Annotated in this window: 12 protein-coding genes; 5 read left to right on the top strand and 7 right to left on the bottom strand. The window is 63.6% G+C overall.

The window, feature by feature from the left end:
* The 6 genes from RT688_RS20735 to RT688_RS20760 form a co-directional block, all read right to left on the bottom strand.
* Positions 1-286 (bottom strand): biopolymer transporter ExbD (locus RT688_RS20735; RefSeq protein ID WP_313706734.1); only part of this gene is annotated, 286 nt, incomplete at its 3' end.
* A gap of 37 nt (positions 287-323) precedes the next feature.
* Positions 324-1,256 carry a MotA/TolQ/ExbB proton channel family protein gene (locus RT688_RS20740; protein ID WP_312550432.1) on the bottom strand — a complete coding sequence of 311 codons (933 nt, stop codon included), beginning with the start codon at positions 1,254-1,256 and terminating at the stop codon, positions 324-326.
* An 84-nt stretch (positions 1,257-1,340) separates the two neighbouring features.
* A complete protein-coding gene (locus RT688_RS20745) occupies positions 1,341-2,003 on the bottom strand; it encodes an energy transducer TonB (protein ID WP_312550433.1) in 663 nt (220 codons plus the stop codon).
* 536 nt (positions 2,004-2,539) lie between these two features.
* Positions 2,540-4,063 (bottom strand): SpoVR family protein, encoded by a 1,524-nt coding sequence (locus tag RT688_RS20750; protein ID WP_313706735.1) that lies wholly within the window; start codon positions 4,061-4,063, stop codon positions 2,540-2,542.
* Positions 4,064-4,089: 26 nt separating this feature from the next.
* A complete protein-coding gene (locus tag RT688_RS20755) occupies positions 4,090-5,361 on the bottom strand; it encodes a YeaH/YhbH family protein (protein ID WP_313706736.1) in 1,272 nt (423 codons plus the stop codon).
* 232 nt (positions 5,362-5,593) lie between these two features.
* Positions 5,594-7,516: a PrkA family serine protein kinase gene (locus tag RT688_RS20760; RefSeq protein WP_313706737.1), complete on the bottom strand. Its 1,923-nt coding sequence runs from the start codon at positions 7,514-7,516 to the stop codon at positions 5,594-5,596.
* Between the two features lie 578 nt (positions 7,517-8,094).
* Between RT688_RS20760 and RT688_RS20765 the strand changes: the two genes are divergently transcribed.
* The 5 genes from RT688_RS20765 (at position 8,095) to RT688_RS20785 (ending at position 14,157) form a co-directional block, all read left to right on the top strand.
* Positions 8,095-9,111 carry an adenosine deaminase gene (locus RT688_RS20765; RefSeq protein ID WP_313706738.1) on the top strand — a complete coding sequence of 339 codons (1,017 nt, stop codon included), beginning with the start codon at positions 8,095-8,097 and terminating at the stop codon, positions 9,109-9,111.
* Between the two features lie 13 nt (positions 9,112-9,124).
* Positions 9,125-11,659, top strand: coding sequence for an ABC transporter permease (locus RT688_RS20770; RefSeq protein ID WP_409521965.1), 2,535 nt, complete (start codon positions 9,125-9,127; stop codon positions 11,657-11,659).
* Positions 11,660-11,716: 57 nt separating this feature from the next.
* Positions 11,717-12,106, top strand: a complete 390-nt coding sequence (locus tag RT688_RS20775; protein WP_313706739.1) for a group II truncated hemoglobin — start codon at positions 11,717-11,719, stop codon at positions 12,104-12,106.
* A gap of 1 nt (position 12,107) precedes the next feature.
* On the top strand, positions 12,108-13,445 hold the full coding sequence (locus tag RT688_RS20780; RefSeq protein ID WP_313706740.1) for a DNA recombination protein RmuC: 1,338 nt from the start codon (positions 12,108-12,110) through the stop codon (positions 13,443-13,445).
* A 160-nt stretch (positions 13,446-13,605) separates the two neighbouring features.
* Positions 13,606-14,157 (top strand): REP-associated tyrosine transposase, encoded by a 552-nt coding sequence (locus RT688_RS20785; protein ID WP_313706741.1) that lies wholly within the window; start codon positions 13,606-13,608, stop codon positions 14,155-14,157.
* 83 nt (positions 14,158-14,240) lie between these two features.
* Here the strand turns inward: RT688_RS20785 and glp are convergent, their stop codons facing one another.
* On the bottom strand, positions 14,241-16,118 hold the full coding sequence (gene glp / locus RT688_RS20790) for a gephyrin-like molybdotransferase Glp (protein WP_313706742.1): 1,878 nt from the start codon (positions 16,116-16,118) through the stop codon (positions 14,241-14,243).
* Positions 16,119-16,127 lie beyond the last annotated feature (9 nt).

Below are 16,127 nucleotides of genomic sequence, written 5' to 3' on the forward strand. Positions count from 1 at the left end.
ACTGCTCCGCGAAGAACTTGAACAGCTCGTCCGTATTCGCGATGCGGGTCTGGTTCCAGTACATCTCGCCGTCTTTGTTGACGGTGATGTTGATGTCTTCCGGCGCAGTCTTGGTGACCTGGTTCGTTTCTGCCGGCAGATTCACCTTTTGCAGCTGCAGGACCACCGGGCTGGTGATCAGGAAGATGATCAGAAGAACCAACATGATGTCGACGAGCGGCGTCGTGTTGATTTCTGACATCACGGCATCATCATCTCCGGAATCGGAGCCGACACTCATTCCCATAATTTATCCAATCTAGTCTTTGTGAAGACAGCCTGAATTAGCCGATCTTCTTGGCCGACGAAGCAGCGCGAGCGGCTTCCGAGGTCGACATGGCGCCCGACACCAGGACCGAGTGAACGTCGGCGCTGAACGAACGGATGTCTTCCATTGCGGTCTTGTTACGACGGACCAGCCAGTTGTAGCCCAGAACGGCCGGAACTGCAACGAACAGACCGAAGGCGGTCATGATCAGTGCTTCACCCACCGGACCTGCAACCTTGTCGATCGAGGCGTTACCCGACATACCGATGTTGGTCAGTGCGTTGTAGATGCCCCAGACGGTACCGAACAGACCGATGAACGGCGAGGTCGAACCAACGGTTGCCAGGAACGACAGGCCATCCTGCAGGCGCGACTGGACGCGGTCCACGGCGCGCTGGATCTGCATGGTCACCCAGGTCGACAGGTCGATCTGCTCGAGCAGGGCGCCGTCGTGGTGCTGGGTTGCCTTGGTGCCGGTTTCAGCGATGAAGCGGAACGGCGAACCTTCTTTCAGCTGGGCCGAGCCGGCTGCGATCGAGTTGGCTTTCCAGAACTTCTGCGAAGTTTCCTTCGACTGGCGCATGATCTTCGACTGGTCGATCAGCTTGGTGATGATGATGTACCACGAACCCATCGACATCAGCGACAGGATGATGATGGTGCCCTTGTTGACGAAGTCGCCTTCTTCCCACATGGCCTGGAAGCCGTACGGGTTGTGGACTTCTTCCTTGTCGCCAGCGGCGGCGGCCGGAGCGGCGTCGCCTGCCGGAGCGGCGGCTGCGTCAGCTGCCGGAGCGGCGGCTGCGTCGGCCGGAGCGGTTGCCGCCGGAGCTTCTGCGCCTGCTGCCGGTGCGTCGGCGAAGGCCGGTGCCGACACCAGGGCCGATGCCGCCGTAACCGAGAACAGGACAGCCGCCAGAACAGCGGACAAACGGGTATTCTTAAACATGCTTCCTCCAGAGATATAAAATAGACAGTTCGCTGATCTAAACGACAACGAAAATCATAATGTGAGACGGTGTTCTGTCTCGGTTTATTGGTCCAGCGACCAGACGTACTGAACTGGAGCCCATGACTGCTGAGGCTGACCGTTGACGACTGCCGGCTTGAAGCGGCACTTGCCGATGGCTGCCTGAGCTGCCCTGTCCAGATCACGCGAACCACTCGACTTCGTGATCTTGGAGTCGATTGCGCGGCCGTCGACGCCGATCAGGAACGAAAGCGTGGTCGTACCTTCTTCTTCGTTACGTGCTGCCGATTTCGGATATTCCGGTTTGGCGCAGCTGCTGAAGTCCGCGACTGCCGGGCTGCTCACGGGAGCCGCTACCGGTGCCGGCGGTGCCGTCGGTGCCGGCGGGGCTGGCGGGGCCAGGTTCGTCGTCGGCGGCGGCGTGTTCGTTGCTGCCTGGATGACGTTTTGCGGCGGCGGCGGTTGCTGCACTTGCACCTCGACCGGCGGGATGAACGGCGGCGGCGGCGCCTTCATTTCCGGCGGCGGCGGCGGCGGCGGGGTTTCCGGTGGTGGCGGCGGCTTCACCTCTTCGATCAGCTTGGTTTCCACTGCTTCCTGTACCTTCGTGATCACCTTCGTACCGAGACCATTGATGATCCCCCAGGCGACCAGGACGTGCAACAGGACCACAATGGTGATACCAGTGAGATTCTTCCCCGGTTCCTTCTCATGTGAAAAATTCATGCCTGCTTTCTCCAATACCAACTCTTTTTGTTGCTACTAAACCCACAAAACACGACGAAAAGACAAGGCCGCATCCGGGACATCGGCGAATTATACCTACGAATTCTTTTTTGCACAGGTATTTTTAAGGCCCTCAAACGCTCGTAACTGCCTGTAAATCCAAGCAATACAGCTCATCCGAATGCACCCCTGTTGTGCAAAAAAGCGCACCTAAAAGCGAGCAAAAATTACAAGATTGCACCTAAATACTTGCCCCACTGTAGAACATCTGGAAAGACCAGCGCGTTTGCCAAATTTTGCACGCCGAATTTGCCACTTGGCAAATATCATATAGTGCAATGCTGAGCTTTTTGCAAACTATAGCCAGTTTCGGCAAAAGGAGGCGTGCGTTAGATAACACAGCCGTAGCGGACACGGGGCATGCGTATGAGCCCGGGTGATAGGAAGACGATTTCTTGATATGGCTCAGTGAAGAGCTTGCTTACGGACACGTCTGGACAGCATGTCGTGCCCGTGAGCAATTTGCCCGCTGCGATTCATCGGTTACGTTTCTCGCGCCGGCATTCCAGGAAGCTGACCACGTGACCGCTGGTATCCACGGTTTCAAGCCGTACGTCGAAGCCCCACAGGCGGGCGACATGCTTGAGCACTTCCTGCGCCTGGCCGTTGAGCGGACGGCGCTGGAACTGGGTATGGCGCAGGGTCAGGGCGCGGTCGTCGCGGGTATTGACCTGCCAGACCTGGATGTTGGGTTCGCGGTTGCCTATATTGTATTGCTCGGCAAGCTGCTGGCGGACGTAGCGGTAGCCGGCCTCGTCGTGGATCGCCGAAATCGTCAGCTTGTCGCTGCGGTCGTCGTCGAGCACGGCGAAGAAGTGGAAGTCGCGGATTAGCTTGGGCGACAGGTACTGGGCGATGAAGCTCTCGTCCTTGAAGTTGCGCATCGCAAAGTCGAGCGTCTTGATCCAGTCGCTGCCGGCGATGTCCGGGAACCAGGCCCGGTCTTCCTCGGTCGGGTTTTCGCAGATGCGCCGGATGTCGCTCATCATCGCAAACCCGAGGGCGTACGGATTGATGCCCGAATAATAAGGACTGGTTGCCGCCGGCTGGAACACGACGTTGGTATGGCTTTGCAGGAATTCGAGCATGAAGCCGTCGCCGACGATCCCCTCTTTATATAGTTGCTGCAGGATCGTGTAGTGCCAGAAGGTGGCCCAGCCTTCGTTCATGACCTGGGTCTGGCGCTGCGGGTAGAAGTATTGCGAGATCTTGCGGGTGATGCGCACCAGCTCGCGCTGCCAGGGTTCGAGCAGCGGCGCATACTTCTCTATAAAGTACAGCAGGTTTTCCTCGGGCTCGGGCGGAAAGCGCGGTGGCGGCGCATCGCGCTCCTGCTCCTCGCGCCGCGGCACGGTACGCCACAGGGCATTCACCTGCGACTGCGCATATTCCTCGCGTTCCTTCTGGCGCGCCGCTTCCTGGGCCACCGACAGTTTCGCCGGCCGCTTGTAGCGGTCCACGCCATAGTTCTGGATCGCATGGCAGGAGTCGAGCAATTCCTCGACTGCGTCGATCCCGTAGCGCTGCTCGCATTCGGCAATATAGTTCTTGGCAAACACCATGTAGTCGACGATGGCCTCGGCGTCGGTCCAGGTGCGGAACAGGTAGTTGCCTTTAAAGAAAGAGTTGTGGCCATAGGCCGCGTGGGCGATGACCAGCGCCTGCATCGTCAGGCTGTTTTCCTCCATCAGGTAGGCGATGCAGGGATTCGAATTGATGACGATTTCGTAGGCCAGGCCCATCTGGCCGCGTTTGTAGCTCTTTTCCGTCGTCAGGAAATGTTTGCCGAACGACCAGTGGTTATAGGACACCGGCATGCCGACCGAGGTATAGGCGTCCATCATCTGCTCGGCGGTGATGATTTCGAGCTGGTTGGGATAGGTGTCGAGGCCGAACTGGCGGGCGACCCGGCGGATTTCTTCGTGCGCCTGTTCGATCAGGTCGAAGGTCCACTCCGACTGTTCGGGCAGGGCGCGGGGGTTGGTGCGATCGTCTGGCATATGCGTCCCTATTTATATAGTAGGGCTTACTTCGGCTGCTTCTTGAACAGCTCGCGGAAGACCGGATAAATGTCGGCCGGCGTCACGATTTTCTGCATCGCGAAATTGCTGTGGTGCGAGGCGACTTCGGTGTATTGCTCCCACAGGTTCTGTGGCGGTCCGTCGGTGATTTCGACATAGGTGTAATACTGGACCTTCGGCATGATGCCGTTGGTCAGCAACTGCTTGCACAGCACGGAATCGTTGTCCCAGTTGTCGCCGTCCGAGGCCTGGGCCACGTAGGTGTTCCAGTCGGAGCTGGCGTAGCGCTCGCCGATGACCTTCTGCAGCAGGTGCAGGGCCGAGGACACCACGGTGCCGCCCGATTCGCGCGAGTGGAAGAATTCTTCCTCGTCGACTTCGGCCGCGGCGGTGTGGTGGCGGATGAAGACGACGTCGATGTGTTCGTAGACACGCTTCAGGAACAAATAGAGCAGGATGAAGAAGCGCTTGGCCGTGTCCTTGCGCGTTTCGTCCATCGAGCCGGAAACGTCCATGATGCAGAACATCACCGCCTGGGTGCTGGGTTTCGGCACCTTGATGCGGTTGCTGTAGCGCAGGTCGAACGGGTCGATGAAGGGAATCGCGTTGATGCGCGTATGGTAGTGGTGGATCTTGCGTTTCAGTTCGACGACGCGCGGGTCGCTGTCCGGCACTTCCTGTTCCTGCAGTTCCTGCAATTCCTGTTCGGCGCGCTCGAGTTGGCGCCGGCTGGGCCCGCCGACGGCGATGCGCCGGCCGAGTGCGCCGCGCAGCGAGCGCAGCACGTGGATGTTCGAGGGCGTGCCCGAGACGTTGTAGCCGGCGCGCTGGGTCTTGAAGTCGATGGTCTGGGTCAGCTGGGTCTTGACCATGTTCGGGAGTTCAAGATCTTCGAAGAAGTAATTCATGAACTCTTCACGCGACAGCTCGAAGATGAAGTCGTCCTCGACCGTCTGTTCGCTGTTGCCGGCACGACCGCGTCCGGAACCGCCGCCGCCACTGCGCGGGCGGTTGAACTGGTCGCCTTTCTGGTATTCGGTATTCCCGGGGTTGACGGTTTCCCACACGCCGCCATGGGCGTGGCCGAAGTGGGGTTCGTTGACGTCCTTGACCGGGATCGATACCTTTTCGCCGTTCTCGATGTCGGTGATCGAGCGGCCCTTGATCGCGCGGCCGACCGCGTCCTTGATTTGCGCCTTGTAGCGGCGCAGGAAGCGTTCGCGGTTGACCGCGGACTTGTTCTTGCCTTGCAAGCGTCGGTCGATGAGGTAAGTCAAAACATGCCTCCTGCTCAAATTCGCGGCGGACCGGATGCTGCCCCGGTCCCCCTATCTTAATCCTCCCCGTGCGCATGCGGGGTGCGCACGGCTGGCAGGGTCGTCAAAAATGCGCGGAACCGGACTTTGCATGCTTCCCGGCAGCGCTTGACGTATGTCCTCCAGCGTCGAGGCCGGTGGAGGCGCGCGGTCCTGCCGGCCCGCGCAACCCGGCCTGACTCAATGGCCTTGCTTAGGAGGATTTCCTCACGCGCAGGTACCATTCGCACAGCAGGCGTACCTGCTTGGCCGTGTAGCCTTTTTCGACCATGCGCGCGACGAAGTCGGCGTGCTTGGTCGCGTCCTCGGCACTGGCCTTGGCATTGAACGAAATAACGGGCAGAAGTTCCTCGGTGTTCGAGAACATTTTCTTCTCGATGACGGTGCGGAACTTCTCGTAGCTGGTCCACGCCGGATTCTTGCCGCCGTTGGTGGCGCGGGCGCGCAGGCCGAAGTTGACGATCTCGTTGCGGAAATCCTTCGGGTTCGAAATGCCGGCCGGCTTCTCGATCTTCTCCAGCTCGGCGTTGAGCGCTTCGCGGTCGAAGCTCTCGCCGGTGTCCGGGTCGCGGAACTCCTGGTCCTGGATCCAGAAGTCGGCGAAGGTCACGTAGCGGTCGAAGATGTTCTGGCCGTACTCGGAATAGCTTTCCAGGTAGGCGGTCTGGATTTCCTTGCCGATGAAGTCGACATAGCGCTGCGCCAGGTGCTCCTTGATATAGGAGTGGTAGCGCTGCTCGAGTTCGGGCGGGAATTGCTCGCGCTCGATCTGCTGTTCGAGCACGTAGAGCAGGTGCACCGGGTTCGCCGCCACTTCGGTGTTGTCGAAGTTGAAGACCTTCGACAGGATCTTGAACGCGAAGCGGGTCGACAGCCCGTTCATGCCTTCGTCCACGCCCGCGTAGTCGACATATTCGTGCAGCGACTTGGCCTTCGGATCGGTGTCCTTCAAGTTTTCGCCGTCGTAGACCAGCATCTTCGAGAAGACGCTCGAGTTTTCCGGGTCCTTCAGGCGCGACAGGATTGCGAACTGCGCCATCATGCGCAGCGTACCCGGCGCGCAAGGGGCTTTCTCGAGCGAGGAATTGCGAATGAGCTTGTCGTAGATCTTGATCTCGTCGGACACGCGCAAGCAGTAGGGCACCTTGACGATATAAATCCTGTCCAGGAACGCCTCGTTGTTGCGGTTGTTGCGGAAGCTCTTCCACTCCGACTCGTTCGAGTGCGCCAGGATGATGCCCTCGAAGGGAATCGCGCCGAAGCCCTCGGTGCCCTTGTAGTTGCCTTCCTGGGTCGCGGTCAGCAGCGGGTGCAGCACCTTGATCGGGGCCTTGAACATCTCGACGAATTCCATCAGGCCCTGGTTCGCCAGGCACAGGCCGCCGGAATAGCTGTAGGCGTCCGGATCGTCCTGGGAATAATCTTCCAGCTTGCGGATGTCGACCTTGCCGACCAGTGAGGAAATGTCCTGGTTGTTCTCGTCGCCCGGCTCGGTCTTCGAGATGGCGATTTGCTTGAGGACCGAGGGATAGCGCTTGACGACGCGGAACTTGTTGATGTCGCCACCGAATTCGTGCAGCCGCTTGACCGCCCAGGGGCTCGGAATGGCGCGCAGGTAGCGGCGCGGAATGCCGTAGTCCTCCTCGAGGATGACGCCGTCTTCCTCCTCGTTGAACAGGCCCAGCGGCGATTCGTTCACGGGCGAACCCTTGATTGCATAGAAGGGCACCTGTTCCATCAGGTGCTTGAGTTTTTCGGCAATCGAGGACTTGCCGCCGCCGACAGGCCCCAGCAGATACAGGATCTGCTTGCGCTCCTCCAGCCCTTGCGCGGCATGGCGGAAGTAGGAGACCACCTGTTCGATGACTTCCTCCATCCCGTAGAACTCCTTGAACGCGGGATAGATCTTGATGACCTTGTTGGCGAAGATGCGCGACAGCCGTGGGTCGAGGCGGGTATCGACGAGCGTGGGTTCCCCGATGGCAGCGAGCATGCGTTCCGGCGCGCTGGCATAGGTCAGCGGGTCCTTCTTGCACAGGGCAAGGTACTCGGAGAGGGAATATTCTTCTTCGCGGGTACGCTCATAACGGGCTGCGTAGTTGTCAAAAATGGTCATGTGCATGTCCTTTAGTTTGCTAACAACGATCACTGTCACGACAGTCCGAGCGATGTCGGCTGCCCAAGCCCCGTTTTTCTTTCTTGGCGTACTTCCTTATTGGCGGGTCGCCCTGGTAGCGCCGCGGTGGCGGCGACGCAGGCGGGTCATTCTTGTTCTAGGCGGCTCGTGGCCGGATTTCCCATTGTGGTCGGAGGGTCTTCTTGTATTTCTGAAATTTATTATGTGCCTATTGGTTCTCGAAGTCAAAGCAGTTCGTGCATACTGTCGCGTTACCGCTAAGTCTTTGATTTACGGTTAAAAATCGCATATTGACGGTGCCGCGCAAGTGCGCCGGGACAGGTCGAAAACGGCGTGGGGCCGCGTCTCAGAATACGCCATTTTTCTTCTTTCTTATTGCTGGGTTGGCAAAGCCCTGAATCGATAGTGCACGATATGCGCTGCCCGCGGCGCACGCGATTCGCATACCGGTTCGCTGTTCGTTTTGCCGCTTCTTCCCCAGCGAAACCGACGCCGCCGGCATGCGGTACACTGCACGATCTTGTCCCATCCATCGACTTCCAGCCGGAGAGAAAAACATGCTGACCGAGCAGCTGCGCCACACGATTCAACAGATGCCGAAAGCAGAATTGCACATCCACATCGAAGGTTCGCTGGAACCCGAGCTGATCTTTGCGCTGGCGCAAAGGAATGGCGTCGCGCTGGCCTATCCCTCGGTCGAGGCGTTGCGCCAGGCCTACGCTTTTACCGACTTGCAGTCTTTTCTCGATATCTATTATGCGGGCGCCAGCGTGCTGCTGACCGAGCAGGATTTCTACGACATGACCGCCGCCTACCTCGAGAAAGCCGCGGCCGATAACGTGCGCCACGCCGAGATCTTCTTCGATCCCCAGACCCACACCGCGCGCGGCGTGCCCTTCGAGACCGTCGTCAACGGCATCTGGCGCGCCTGCCAGGACGGGCCGATCAGCGCTTCCCTGATCATGTGCTTCCTGCGCCACCTGTCGGAAGAAGAGGCCATCGCCACGCTGGAGGAGTCGCTTCCCTATCGCGACAAGTTCATCGGCGTCGGCCTCGATTCCTCCGAGCTCGGCCACCCGCCGGAGAAATTCGCGCGCGTGTTCGAACGTGCGCGCCAGCTCGGCCTGCACCTGGTGGCGCATGCGGGCGAGGAAGGCCCGCCGGCCTACATCGACAGCGCGCTCGACATCCTCAATGTCGAGCGCATCGACCACGGCGTGCGCTGCCTCGAAAGCCCGGAGCTGGTCGAGCGCCTGGTGCGCGAGCAAATGGCGCTGACCGTGTGCCCGCTGTCGAACATCAAGCTGCGCGTGTTCGACGTCATGGGTTCGCACAACCTGCGCACCCTGCTCGACAAGGGCCTGGTCGCCACCGTCAACTCGGACGACCCGGCCTATTTCGGCGGCTACATGAACGACAACTTCGTCGCCGCTTTCGAGTCCTTGCCGCTGGACGAATCGCATGCGCGCCAGCTGGCGCGCAACAGCTTCGCCGCCGCCTTCCTCGAGCCGGAACAGAAGCGCGCCTTCCTGGCCGAGGTCGATCGCTTCTTCGCCGGCGCGCACGCCGCATGACCGGGAGACGTCCGTGCTGATCCAGTCCCTCCGCATGACCGCGCGCGACTGGCGCGCGGGCGAACTGCGCTTCCTGCTGGTGGCGTTGATCGTCGCCGTCTCCGCTTTGTCCTCGGTCGGCTTCTTCATCGACCGCATGCGCGCCGGGCTGAACCGCGACGCCAACCAGCTGCTCGGCGCCGACCTGGTGATCAACGCCGACCAGCCGGTCGCCGCCGCCTGGCGCGCGGAGGCGGCGCGGCGCGGGCTGCTGCTGGCCGACACGGTCACCTTCCCCAGCATGGCGCAAGGCGGGGAGGGCGATGATTCGCAGGCCCAGCTGGCGTCGATCAAGGCGGTTTCCGCCGGCTACCCGCTGCGCGGCGAGCTGCGCGTCACGACCAGCCCCGAGGATGCCAGCGAGGCACTGGGCACGAAGACGCGCGCGATCCCCGCGCCCGGCACCGTCTGGGTCGATGCCAACCTGCTGCCGGCGATCGGCGTCAAGGTCGGCGGGACCCTGCAGCTGGGCGAGCGCCGCTTCACGATCGCCCAGCTGGTCGCGGCCGAGCCGGACCGCGGCGCCTCGTTCGCCAACTTTGCGCCGCGCGTGATGCTCAACGCGGCCGACCTGGCGTCGACCGGCCTGGTCGACAACTTCGCGCGCGTGACCTACCGCGTGCAGGTGGCGGCGCCCTCGAAGAACGACCTGGCGCGCGTGAAAGACTTCGACGACTGGCTGCGCGACCGCATCAAGCGCGACAACGTCAAGGGCGTGCGCCTCGAGTCGCTGGAGAACGGCCGCCCCGAGATGCGCGCCACCCTGGACCGCGCCGACCGCTTCCTGTCTCTGGTCGGCCTGCTGTCGGCGATGCTGGCGGCGGTCGCCGTGGCGATGGCGGCGCGCCGCTTCATGCAGCGCCACCTCGACGCCTGCGCCATGCTGCGTTGCCTGGGCATGACCCAGAACCAGGTCGGCGCCATGTACCTGATCGAATTCGCGCTGGTCGGCCTGGCCGGCAGCCTGCTCGGGGTGCTGGTCGGTTTCGGCGCCCACTTCGTCCTGCTCGAACTGATCGGCACGCTGCTGCCGGCGGACCTGCCGCCCGTTTCTCCGCTGCCGGCGCTGCAGGGCATCGCCACCGGCATGCTGCTGCTGGTCGGCTTCGCGCTGCCGCCGGTGCTCCAACTGCGTAACGTGCCGCACAACCGCGTGATGCGGCGCGAGCAGGCCGCGCCCCAGCCGATGGCGCTGGCCACCTATGGCCTCGGCACCGGCGTCTTCCTCGCGCTGCTGCTGTGGCAGGCGGGCGACCCGAAGCTGGCCTTGACCACCGCCGGCGGCTTCCTGGGCGGCTTCGCCGTGTTCGCGCTGGTCGCCTGGCTCTGCCTGCGCCTGCTGCGCCGCCTGCGCGGCGCCTTTGCCCATCAGGGCTGGCGCTTCGCGGTCACCTCGCTGCAGCGCCGTCCCGGCGCCACCGTGGTGCAGGTGGTGTCGCTGGCGCTGGGCCTGATGGCGCTGCTGCTGCTGACCGTGGTGCGCGGCGACCTTGTCGCCGCCTGGGAACGCGCGACGCCGGAAAATGCGCCGAACCGCTTCATCATCAACGTGCTGCCCGACCAGAAGCAGGGCGTCGAGGGCCAGCTGCGCCAGGCCGGGGTGCAGGCGCCGGTGCTGTATCCGATGATCCGCGGCCGCCTGACCGCCGTCAACGGCAAGCCGCTGGGCGCCGACACCTATACGAGCGACGACGCGCGCCGCCTGGCCAACCGCGAATTCAACCTGTCGACGATGGCCGCGCCGCCGGCGGAAAACGAGATCGTCGCCGGCAAGTGGTACACGGATGCGCCGGGTGTGGCCGAGGCCTCGGTCGAGCAGGGCATCGCGCGCACGCTCGGCCTGAAACTGGGCGACGTGATGCGCTTCGACATGGCGGGCCTGGTGGTGGACGCCAGGGTCACCAGCCTGCGCAAGGTGGAATGGGGTTCGATGCGCGCCAACTTCTTCGTCATCATCAACCCGCAGGCGATGGCGAATGCGCCGGCAACCTACATGACCGCCTTCCACCTGCCCGAGCGCGGCGCCAACCTGGCCAGCCGGCTCGCGCGCGCCTATCCGAACCTGACCGTGATCGACGTCAGCGGCATCATCCGCCAGGTGCAGGAAGTGGTCGACCAGGTCGTGGTGGCGGTCGAGTTCCTGTTCCTGTTCACGCTCGCCTCGGGCGTGCTGGTGCTGTACGCGGCGCTGATGGGATCGCAAGCCGAGCGCACCCGCGAGGCCGGCCTGCTGCGCGCCCTGGGCGCCACCCGCAAGCAGCTGGCGCAAGCCCAGCGCATCGAGTTCATGCTGGTCGGCGGCCTGGCCGGCCTGCTGGCCGCGACCGGCGCGGCGGCGCTCGGCTGGGCGCTGGCGGAGTACCAGTTCAAGTTCCCCTGGACCTTCGAACCGGGCGTCTGGATGGCCGGCATCGCGGCCGGCGTGGCCTGCGCGCTGGTGGGCGGCTGGTTCGGCCTGCGCGCCGTGCTGCGCCAGCCGCCGCTGCAGACGCTGCGCGAGGCGGGCTGACGATATTCATCGTTCACGGGTGGGCACGAAGTGCCCACCCTACGTTATGATGACGGGATGTCCGAGAACCAAACCCTGTACGAAATCATCGGCGGCGAAAGCCGCCTGCGCGAACTGGTCGACCGCTTCTACGACCTGATGGAACTGGAGCCGGAATTCGCCGGCATCCACGCAATGCACCCGAAACCGAACGACAGCTCGCGCGAGAAGCTGTTCATGTTCCTGTCCGGCTGGATGGGCGGGCCCGACCTGTTCATCGAACGCTACGGCCACCCGCGCCTACGCGCGCGCCACCTGCCGTTCGCGATCGGCACCAGCGAGCGCGACCAGTGGCTGCGCGCGATGGCCTGGGCCATGGAAGACATCGGCATGGACGACGACCTGCGCCTGCGCCTGATGCAGTCCTTCTACCAGACCGCCGACTGGATGCGCAACAAGGCCGACTGAGATGAGCACCCTCCAATTCGCCGTCCTTGCGATCGCGCTCCTTGCCGTGATCGCGCTGCAGGTCCTGGTGCTGCTGCGCGGCCGCGGCCTCGGTGGCAACGGCGACGGCAACGGCCAGCAGTTCGAACGCGTCGAGCGCGAACTGCGGCTGGAACTGCAGCACAGCGCCCAGGCCACGCGCCAGGAGCTCGCCGCGCACATGGCCCAGCACCAGGCGGCCACCGTCCAGCAGCTCGACAGCATGCGCCAGCAGATGCAGCTGCACGCGGCCGGCGGGCGCGAGGAACAGGCGCGCGCGCTGAAGCGCTTCGCCGACACCCTGCAGCAGACCCTGGCGAACCTCACCGAATCGAACGCCCAGCGCATGCTGGAAGTGCGCGCCACGCTCGAGACCAAGATCCGCGACCTGCAGGTCGACAACGCCAGGCGCCTGGAAGAGATGCGCCAGACCGTCGACGAGAAGCTGCACACGACCCTGGAAACGCGCCTGACCGAGTCGTTCCGCCATGTGTCGGAGCGCCTGGAAAAGGTGCATCAGGGCCTGGGCGAGATGCAGCAGCTGGCGATCGGCGTGGGCGACCTCAAGCGCGTGCTGACCAACGTGAAGACGCGGGGCACCTGGGGCGAAGTGCAGCTCGAGATGCTGCTCGAACAGGTGCTGACAGTGGACCAGTACGCGAAGAACGTCGAGACCGTGGCCGGCTCCAACGCGCGCGTCGAGTTCGCGATCAAGCTGCCGGGCGTGGTCGATGGCGGACCGCCGCTGTGGCTGCCGATCGACGCCAAGTTCCCGAAGGAGCAGTACGAGCGCCTGATCGAAGCACAGGACCGCGCCGACGCGGACGGCGCCGCCCGCTATGGCGCCGAACTCGAACGCGCCGTGCGTGCCGAAGCGAAGACGATTTGCGAGAAATACGTGTCGCCGCCGCAGACCACCGACTTCGCGATCCTGTTCCTGCCGACCGAAGGCCTGTACGCCGAAGTGATGCGCCGCCCCGGCGTCGCCGACGACCTGCAGCGCACGCTGCGCGTGACGATCGCCGGCCCGTCGACCCTCACCGCGCTGTTGAACAGCCTGCAGATGGGCTTCCGGACGCTGGCGCTGGAGAAGCGTTCGTCCGAAGTGTGGCAGGTGCTGGGCGCGGTGAAGACCGAATTCGCCAAATTCGGCGACGTCCTGGCCGCCACCAAGGCGACCCTGGAAAAGGCCGCGAAGAACATCGAAAGCGCCGAAGTGCGCAGCCGCCAGATGGCGCGCAAGCTCAAGTCGGTCGAGGCGCTGCCGAGCGAGGCGGCGCAGCTGATGCTGGGGCCGGACAGGGCCGACAGCGAGGAGTGAGAGCCGTAGGGTGGGGTAATCGCGGTCAGTGGCCGCGATTACGTGCCCACGCGGAATGCGCGTTGACGCGGCTCGTTTTGGAATGGATGCGCCGGCTTTGCCTTGACGCGTCTCATCAACCACCACGTACCGTAACAAACGGCTCTACGCATACTCTACAATGCGCTCCACCATGTCACGCTATCGCCGTTCCCGCACCGGCTCCACGTTTTTTTTCACCTTGGTGTCATTTCGACGACATCCGATCCTGTGCCTGCCGCCAATTCGCTCGGCTTTGCGCCGGGCGATTGAAGACGTTCGCCAATCACGGCCATTCACGATCGATGCATGGGTGCTGATGCCCGACCACCTGCATTGCATCTGGACCCTGCCCGACGGCGATACCGACTATTCGGCCCGCTGGGCTATCATCAAGAGCTCGGTATCTAGGTTTGCATTAGTCTCCACAGTTTCAACCGGCGCCAGAAATCCTTCGCGTATCAAGCACCGCGATGCGTCGATCTGGCAACGTCGTTTTCATGAACACGAGATCCGCGATGATCGCGATTTTGAACGCCACATGGACTACATTCATTTCAACCCGGTGCGGCATGGCCATGTGGCGAGTGCGGTGGATTGGCCGTACTCGACGTTTCATCGGTACGTGAAAAGTGGCGTGTATCCGGCGGACTGGGGCGGGACGCCGCAGGTGGAAGCGATGTGGATCGAGTAGAGCAGAAGGTCGCGGACGTGGAAACGGTCCGCATGCGTAACGCGTGGGCACGGGGCGCCCACCCTACGTCATCGCCGTTATCGTTATATCAGCCCTTCGAACATCAGCACATCCACCATCTCGCCTGCCGCGACGCTGCCTTGCTCATCGTGCAGCACCACCATGCAGTTCGCCTCCGACATCGAGCGCAGGATGCCCGAGCCTTGCGAGCCGGTGATGCGTACCTGGGGCGCGCCGTCGTCGCCGTGGGTCAGGATGCCGCGCTGGTATTCGGTGCGGCCGGGCTTCTTGCGGATCGCGCCCTGCGAGCGGGCGCGCAGCAGCGGCAGCGGCGCCTCGGCGCCCATCATGCGCAGCAGGGCTTCGCGCGCGAAGAAGTAGAACGACACCATCACCGCCACCGGATTGCCAGGCAGGCCGAACAGGAAGGCATTATGGCCGTTCGAGTGGATGCGGCCGAAGGCCAGCGGGCGGCCCGGCCGCATGCCGATCTTCCAGAAGGTGACGTCGCCCAGGCGCGCCATGATCTGCTTGGTGTAGTCGGCCGCGCCAACCGAGACGCCGCCGGAAGTGACGATCGCGTCCGCGTTCTCGCAGGCGCTGCGCAGCGCTTCCTCGAGCGCCGCCGGGTCGTCGCGCACGATGCCCATGTCGACGATGTCGCAGCCCAGGCGCTGCAGCATGCCGTAGATGGTGTAGCGGTTGCTGTCGTAGACGCTACCTTCGTCGAGCGCCTGGCCGATCGAGCGCAGCTCGTCGCCGGTCGAGAAGAAGGCCACGCGCAGGCGGCGCTGCACCGGCACCTCGGCGATGCCGAGCGAGGCGATCAGGCCCAGGTCGGCCGGGCGGACGATCTTGCCGGCGGAGAGGGCCGGGCTGCCGGCCTTCAGGTCTTCGCCCGCAAAACGCCGGTTGTCTCCGGCGCGGATGGTGCCAGCCTTCAGCACGATCTCGCGTTCGCCGTCTTCCAGCAGCAATTCCTGCGGCACCACGCTGTCGCAGCCGGCGGGCATGACGCCGCCGGTCATGATGCGCACGCATTCGCCCGGGCCGGGCACCAGCTCAGTCGGGCGGCCGGCGTAGACGGTGCCAATCACGGCCAGGCGCGCCACGCCATCCGCCGGGATATCCGCGCCGCGCAGGGCGTAGCCGTCCATGGCCGAGTTGTCGTGGGCCGGCACGTCGATCGGCGAGACGATGTCGCGCGCCAGCACGCGGCCGAGGGCGGCGCGCAGCGCCACCTGTTCGACGGCGCGCACCGGTTGCACGAACTCGCGGATGATGCGCTGGGCGTCGCGCACCGGCAGCGCGTCCGGATCGTAGGCCGACAGGCAGCTGGTCACGTCCCGCAGGCGCGGCGCGGCGCCGCTATCCAGGCTGCGCAGCTCGTCGAGCGTGTTGATGTTGCGGAAGGCATCCGCGTCCTCGAACAGCACCTCGACCGCCTTCAGGTCCTTGTACCAGCCGTCCATGCGGCGCCCGCCATCAAGCAGGTAGCTCGACAGGATCGGCAGCAGGTTCGCCTTCACCAGGCAGAACACCGGATGCGGCTGCACGCGCTGGCCGGCTTCCCGGGTCGCGGCGAAGGCGAGGTCGGCGTCCTGCTCCTCGAGCGCGGCCAGCAGCCGTGCGGCCAGGTCGGCGGGAACGAAGGGCGAATCGCAGGGCGCGGTCAAGAGATAGGTGGTCTGGCAGCGGCGCATGCCGGTTTCCAGCCCGGCGAGCGGCCCGGCGAAGCCGGCCAGGTCGTCCGGCCACACCGGCACGCCGAGTTCGGCATAGGTGGCAAGGTTCTGGTTGGCGTTGATCGCCACGCTTGCCACTTGCGGGGCGAGGCGCTCGAGCACGTGCGCCGCCATGGTCTTGCCGCGGAAGGGCTGCAGGCCCTTGTCGACGTGGCCCATGCGCGAGCCGCGTCCGCCCGCGAGGATCAGTCCGCTGATCGATGCCTGCTTGTTCATGTTCTGCAT

This window comes from Massilia sp., assembly GCF_032106685.1.
Lineage (GTDB): Bacteria > Pseudomonadota > Gammaproteobacteria > Burkholderiales > Burkholderiaceae_D > Telluria.